This is a genomic window from Chamaesiphon sp. VAR_48_metabat_403 (genome assembly GCF_031422475.1).
In the GTDB taxonomy this organism is placed as follows: Bacteria; Cyanobacteriota; Cyanobacteriia; order Cyanobacteriales; family Chamaesiphonaceae; genus Chamaesiphon.
In genome coordinates, this window is sequence record NZ_JANPLS010000411.1 from 1 (window position 1) to 6,154 (window position 6,154).

General features: G+C 42.7%; 9 protein-coding genes. 1 reads left to right on the plus strand and 8 read right to left on the minus strand.

The annotated features are described in order from the left end of the window. Positions 1–115: 115 nt before the first annotated feature. The 7 genes from RMO79_RS19675 to RMO79_RS19705 all read right to left on the minus strand — a co-directional run bounded on the left by RMO79_RS19675 (position 116) and on the right by RMO79_RS19705 (position 3,958). A complete protein-coding gene (locus RMO79_RS19675) occupies positions 116–370 on the minus strand; it encodes a hypothetical protein (protein ID WP_310484958.1) in 255 nt (84 codons plus the stop codon). Between the two features lie 52 nt (positions 371–422). After that, entirely contained in the window at positions 423–908 is a 486-nt protein-coding gene (locus tag RMO79_RS19680) for a phycobilisome protein (RefSeq protein WP_310484959.1), read from the minus strand. 72 nt (positions 909–980) lie between these two features. Then, entirely contained in the window at positions 981–1,316 is a 336-nt protein-coding gene (locus RMO79_RS19685) for a hypothetical protein (RefSeq protein ID WP_310484960.1), read from the minus strand. After that, positions 1,313–2,041, minus strand: a complete 729-nt coding sequence (locus tag RMO79_RS19690; protein WP_310484961.1) for a V4R domain-containing protein — start codon at positions 2,039–2,041, stop codon at positions 1,313–1,315. Before RMO79_RS19690 ends, RMO79_RS19685 begins: the two co-directional genes overlap by 4 nt. Positions 2,042–2,173: 132 nt before the next feature. Continuing rightward, entirely contained in the window at positions 2,174–2,644 is a 471-nt protein-coding gene (locus RMO79_RS19695; protein WP_310484962.1) for a 2Fe-2S iron-sulfur cluster-binding protein, read from the minus strand. 21 nt (positions 2,645–2,665) lie between these two features. Beyond that, on the minus strand, positions 2,666–3,502 hold the full coding sequence (locus tag RMO79_RS19700) for a hypothetical protein (protein ID WP_310484963.1): 837 nt from the start codon (positions 3,500–3,502) through the stop codon (positions 2,666–2,668). Between the two features lie 282 nt (positions 3,503–3,784). After that, positions 3,785–3,958: a hypothetical protein gene (locus tag RMO79_RS19705; RefSeq protein WP_310484964.1), complete on the minus strand. Its 174-nt coding sequence runs from the start codon at positions 3,956–3,958 to the stop codon at positions 3,785–3,787. Positions 3,959–4,222: 264 nt separating this feature from the next. On the opposite strand from RMO79_RS19705, the gene RMO79_RS19710 reads away from it, so the two are divergent. Then, complete coding sequence (locus RMO79_RS19710) at positions 4,223–5,401, plus strand: hypothetical protein (RefSeq protein ID WP_310484965.1); 1,179 nt, start codon at positions 4,223–4,225, stop codon at positions 5,399–5,401. Between the two features lie 84 nt (positions 5,402–5,485). On the opposite strand, the gene purQ is transcribed toward RMO79_RS19710, so the two are convergent. Next, positions 5,486–6,148, minus strand: a complete 663-nt coding sequence (purQ, locus tag RMO79_RS19715) for a phosphoribosylformylglycinamidine synthase subunit PurQ (protein WP_310484967.1) — start codon at positions 6,146–6,148, stop codon at positions 5,486–5,488. Positions 6,149–6,154 lie beyond the last annotated feature (6 nt).

The following is a 6,154-nucleotide window of genomic DNA, read 5'->3' on the forward strand; positions in this document are numbered from 1 at the left end:
CGCGTTCGGCTCGGCTAAAATCGATCGAGGGTTTACCCAAACCATGTACCGCCCAAGCCGATTGGACATTGACAAAAAAGTCATTAGCGATCGTTTCTCAAATCGGCTGACGCTACTATTTAATCGTGTCTTGAATCATCCGCTCGCCAAAATTCTTACCCCAATTATCGCCAAACGTATATAGAGCTAAATAGGAAGCTTCGCCAGTTTCTACGCGTAATGTTTTAGAAATACTGCGTAATAATACTTCTGGTACTGCAATTAAGCGATCGCCATATCGCGTTGCTAGTAATCCCGTTGCAGGATGCGATTTAATATAGCCTTTGGGGCTAAAACAATTGGTTGGAATCGGAATTGCAGATTCATTCATAATTAAGAATAATGTGGGCTATCGATCGGTAGATGATAAATTTATTTACTAGCTAATTCAAGTCGGATGTTTCCGCTGCAATCATTTCTTGCCCAACTTTAAAGTAAGGTTTAAATAATTTCGACTGTTCGTTAGGCAGCTCTGCACAAATCGACTCGTACACGAATCTAGCACCTTGATAATTACTCAATCCCATTGCTTGTAAGATGTTTTTCTGCCAATAGATAAACCGATCTTTTAACATTTCCTCATCTTGTAGCAGCATTCCTAATGCATAACATCTGAGTGTTAAAGTCATATCGCGGCAGCAACGTTCGAGCATTGCTGGATCGATGCGATTGGTGTCGGAAAAAATCTTATCATTTTGGATCGCGGTGATTGCTCGATCGATAATCGATTTTTCGTTAGCTTCGATCGCCAAATAAGCTTCTTTGCGCTCCGACCAAGAAGACATCACATGTTCTAAATTGCGGAGATCTTGCTTGCTGGCATAAGCTCCATCTGCACCTTCAACTAATGTTTCTAATAGCGTAATCATTGCTTGACTCCTAATGAATAAAATATAATCGGTAAGAATATTTAGTTTGACGATCCGATCTGACTTTTAGCTCTAGTTTCTAGAAACATCGTAAGCCTGAAGTACCGTGACGGGATCTGCCGATTCTGCTGGCATCGTTGCTGATGGCGATTGCCATTTTACTTGCGAAAATAGATCGCCGACAGTAATTGAGTTAGCTCGATGGCGAGCGATTAATTCTGGATTCTCACGTACGGGTTCGAGCTTGGGTTCGAGTTCGAGCGAATCTTCTGTAAAATTCTGGCGATATTCACTAGCTCTAGGCAGAGGTCTTTTTTGATTGAAAATAACCCTAAATAGTCTAAAAATGCCTCTGACAAATCGGACTAATGGATGTCTTTTTAATTTACTATGTTTGCGAGATCTCATACTGCACCTGCTTTAACAAATAATTCGGGTTCGGGAGCGATTTCACCAGCTTTAAAACGTTCGGCAATTTCATTTGCTTTAGCTCCAGAAGTAATCCAAAATTCCGCAGCTTGAATGCGTTGTTCGGAACCGACGAGGAAGCGACAAAAATCATTACCCATTGCATAACACTGGATTTCTGTACTGCATAGATTTTGCTCGAATGCCGCACTAAAAAAGCCAGCTAGCAAACCTGAATATAAATGACAAACTGGTTTGCCCATATATCCTAACGATTTTGCTACTGCCGAATCGAATAAATCGACATAAAAGAAACCACTATCTTTACCGCTCAGATTAGGCGACCAAGTACCCCATCCCTGTACGGTATAAGGCCACCACCAGGTTTCCATCGCAAATGCCAAATTGGACGTTGCTAGTGTCAATTTGTAGAATTCTTTAAACCAATCAGCAAATAGTACTGCGTCTTGTTTTCCCCACTCAAAACCGATTTGATAACACAACCATCCAGCAGATTCGCCAACTTCATGTTCTAGTCCCTTTAATAACGAGACAATAAAGTCTTCACCGACTAGTAAATTGCGCTGGTGATGATAGTCGATAATCTGCCCCGGTTCCATATCGAAGCGGAAGAATTGGGAGCGACTATAATGAGCTACATCGCGAGTAGAACGAATCGGATTCGTCGCACTCTGGAAAATTGGGGTCTGAGTTGTTGATGTCATAGGGTAACTCTGTTGGCTATTATCGATCGCCATAAGTAAACTATTAAATGTATAGACAATAGATGGCTAGAGATCGAATATATCTTGCTATATCTATTTATCCCAAATTGACGATCGTTATTACTATTAATGCTATTTTCCAGACAAACTAGCAGCAAATTTGCTGCTAGCCTGTTTCATTTTTTCTAAAGCCGAACGCATAATCAGTTTGCCTGCTTCTACTAGTACTTCACCTGTCATCGGGTGAATCAGTGTTTGGGTGGCTTTTTTACCAATTTCTCGTTCTAAATCTTGCTCGGACTCAATAAAAGTTCCTAGCGGTAACTCCAGAACCACTCCATCGCCGATAATACGGGTTTGACAGGCTAATCTCGCCCCCGGACGCTCGATCGTCGTAAACTGTAATGTTAGCTGTTCCTGCTTCGTTGGTGGGGTCAATGCTTCGCCCCCACCGACTACGAAAAAGTGACAAGAGGCACACATTCCCTGTCCTCCACAGATTTGATTCACGAGGATATCATGTTCTTTGAACACGGACAGCAAAGTTGAATTTAGTTCGGCGTCAACTTGCTTATTGTCAATACTAAGGGTAACTGTGCTCATGGGATCGGGGGTGGGTAGTAATTAGGATGTGGGTAAAAGATCTTTAGCTAGTGGCGAGAGTGCGGCATCATTTAAAATTACGCGAAAATCAACAATAATCCGCTCGCATTCTTCCACGAAAAATTGTACCCAAGCTCGCAAACTTTGGAGATCTTTATCTGTCAATGTTTGCTCTAAGATACTTTCGTCGCAATCGAGCTTGCTAAAATGATCTGCCGACCAATGCTGAATAAATGGACATTCATCAACAATCCGAGCGTGAGCTTTCCGCCAGTAATTACCTTGAGCTAAAGGGCCAAAGTAGTTATTACTAATTGTGACAATTTCTCTCAACCCATCGAGCATATTTTTACCTGCGATCGTAGATTCTAATGCGGGTATACTGACTGGCGGCTGGGGTATCAATCGATTTGCCTGAAATGATTTTGGTACGCTGGCTGTCGGTTGGTGGATACTTACAGCTAATTTTCGTAATAGTATATTTAACTTTTTAGAATCTTTAGTAATTACATCTGTCAAGCCACAAGTTTTTACCAATTGGCGAAACGAATCACTAATTGTTACTTGTGTCGATAGCAGCACGATCGGTAGATTTGGCATGATCTTGTAGCATTCTTTACAAATATCGAGATAATTAGATTTATCGATTTTGCCGAGAATAACTACTTGAGGTCGTTCGAGCGCAATATGTTGTAATAGATCGTGATAGCTTTTGACAATTTTAATGCCACTATGGAATTCCAAATCGATACTCGATCGCAATCGATCGATCTCTGCTACATCTGACTCTGCTAACAGAATCTGGATTGATGGCAAATCGGTGCCTGAATTATTTTCATTGTCAATATAATTGGACATCTCTTCTTAATTTAACAGTGCGCGGATATTGAGAAGATCGATAAATTTAGTTTTAACCTGACGATATTAAGTTGGGGTTAGCAAACAGTAAAGCTATTGTGGGGAGCTATTTGACACTAAATATTACACGATGACGATCTTAATGTTCCCCATCAGAGAGCTTTCATCAACGCTGCTTAAATTTAGATCGCCAATTTTGTCAAAATTACTAGTTACGTTCGATCTCGACTTAATTGTAGTTACCACCCAAAATGCAGACTCGAATATGCATGAAATCTATATTTAGCAAGGGTTGTAGATGATAAAGATCGGTTGTACTTCAGGTTCGATCGCCAACTGCTCATTCCCATCATCCACCGATTTGGGAAAAACTTGATATCGGTATTTACTTAGAATTTTAATTTTAATTTGAATGGGATCTGTGGAGCGGCGATCGTCGGCAACCGCATGTGCCAATCGATCTACCGTCCATTACAAATATACATTTTTCTGCAATAAATCTATACAAATAGCTTGACAAATAGAAATATATTAGATGCAATAAATCTACAATCCTGTCAGGAAAAGAGTTGTAGGCAGTAGTCATCGAGCGATCCCCGATCGTGTGGCGATCGAAGCAATGTAAAAAAAGTGACACACATCATACGTATTTTTGCGTTTTACCGCGTACATTCGATATGTAAGCAAATCTCAGCTCACATTCTCAGGGAAAACCAGCTCATGAACGCGCATCCTCACTGTCTGCCAGCTACAAGCACCCGACAACAATCGAATGTTGTCTTATTATCTAGCAAGCAGCCGCTACCCGATCTCCTGGTAGAAGCCATGCAAAATCATGTTAAGGCACCTGAGGCGAGAATTAGAGATGTCGCCAGTCGCATTGCGGTAGAAGTCGATCGGATTTGTGCTAAAAGCGAGCGGATTCAAAATTCGGGTATTAGTGAATCTTGGCGAGTCGGATTGGCACGTCACCGAGTTTCTAAATGTCTTTATTATTACCAGTTAGGTTCGCGCCAAGGTCGAGTCGAACTGCACAGTCACTTGAGTTCGATCGTCTATCGCTATATTACCATTCCTCAATCGCAATTAGGATTTCAAGCCCGCTACTCGCTGATTGAAGATTTCTTGCAAGAATTTTATACAGAGTCGCTCAAAGCTTTTCGGCGCGAGAACGAGCTAGATATTACTTATACACCCCGCAGCTTGCTCCAATTGTCGGAGTATATGGTATTTAGCGAATGCTATGCCAAACGCCGGATTCACCTGCGGTTTGGAAATAGCCAGCAACTAATCGTATTGCGCGCACAAACTTTTGCCAAACGCCAACCGACAGAAACATCTGTAGATATCGAGCAAGCCTTTGAAACCGCACGCGAAGAAGATGGCGATGCTGGCTCGAAAATGATGCAACAAATCCGTGCCAAGATGGTATCGGATAATGTCGATTCGAGCGATAGCGTCTTGCGAGATCGAGTCATTGAAGAATTAATCGCCTATTTGCAAGCGCAAAATCAACCCGCCTGTGTCGATTATTTGTTGCTAAAAATGGAAGATCTTTCCGCTCCAGAAATCGAAAAAATATTAGGGCTTACCACCAGAGAACGCGACTATCTCCAACAAAAATTTAAGTACCATATCGAAAAATTCTCCCATGTATCGAATTGGGAATTGGTACACCAATGGCTGGGCGCGGAGATCGATCGCAAGTTGGGATTAACAGATCGCCAGTGGCAAGTATTTACCGCTCAATTATCAGTCGAGCAGCAAGTACTAATCGAACTCAAACAATCCGATCGGACTAAAGAGTCCATTATGAAGGATCTTAAATTGACTGAGAAAAAGTTTCAACTACGTTGGTCGGAATTGTTACAGCTAGCAGCGCAAATTAGGAATGACTGATGGGGAGCGGGGAGACGAAGGGACTGGGAGACTGGGGGACGAAAGAAATTATGATGACTTTTCTATCCCCTATCCACTAATTCCCTAATTTAAGCGAATTTGGCTCTCGAATAGATGAATGCCGTCGCTATTGCCGAGGAGGGGATCGGCGGCGCGTTCGGGGTGCGGCATCATACCTAGCACGTTTCCGGCTTGATTGCAGATTCCGGCAATATTATTTAACGATCCGTTAGGGTTAGCACCAGCATAGCGAAATAAAACTTGACCGTTGGCTTCGAGTCGATCGAGGGTTTCGGGATCGGCGTGGTAGCAGCCTTCGCCATGCGCGATCGGGAGCGTAATCGAGGTCGTGTTAGCATAACCTTGAGTCCAAATCGAATCAGTCCGCTCGACAGTTAAGGGCACCCGATCGCAAATAAAATGCAGATCGCGATTGCGAACTAGCGCGCCAGGGAGCAACCCTGCCTCTGTGAGTACCTGGAAACCATTACAGATCCCTAAGACATATTTACCGCGCTCGGCATGGGCGACAACTTGCTTCATAATTGGCGAAAATTTGGCGATCGCACCACAACGCAGATAGTCGCCATAGCTAAATCCACCCGGAATTACAACGACATCTACATCGTGTAGATCGGTTTCTTCATGCCAAATAGTCTGAGTAGGTTGTCCGAGTAAGTCACGGGTGACATACACCACATCGCGATCGCAATTAGAACCAGGGAAGACGATTATTCCAAATTTCACAATAAG

Excerpts from the sequence above, each read along its gene's own strand:
- RMO79_RS19675 (WP_310484958.1), bottom strand. The coding sequence starts at position 370 with ATGAATGAATCTGCAATTCCGATTCCAACCAATTGTTTTAGCCCCAAA.
- RMO79_RS19695 (WP_310484962.1), bottom strand. The coding sequence starts at position 2,644 with ATGAGCACAGTTACCCTTAGTATTGACAATAAGCAAGTTGACGCCGAA.
- RMO79_RS19700 (WP_310484963.1), bottom strand. The coding sequence starts at position 3,502 with ATGTCCAATTATATTGACAATGAAAATAATTCAGGCACCGATTTGCCA.
- RMO79_RS19690 (WP_310484961.1), bottom strand. The coding sequence starts at position 2,041 with ATGACATCAACAACTCAGACCCCAATTTTCCAGAGTGCGACGAATCCG.
- RMO79_RS19710 (WP_310484965.1), top strand. The coding sequence starts at position 4,223 with ATGAACGCGCATCCTCACTGTCTGCCAGCTACAAGCACCCGACAACAA.
- RMO79_RS19685 (WP_310484960.1), bottom strand. The coding sequence starts at position 1,316 with ATGAGATCTCGCAAACATAGTAAATTAAAAAGACATCCATTAGTCCGA.
- RMO79_RS19680 (WP_310484959.1), bottom strand. The coding sequence starts at position 908 with ATGATTACGCTATTAGAAACATTAGTTGAAGGTGCAGATGGAGCTTAT.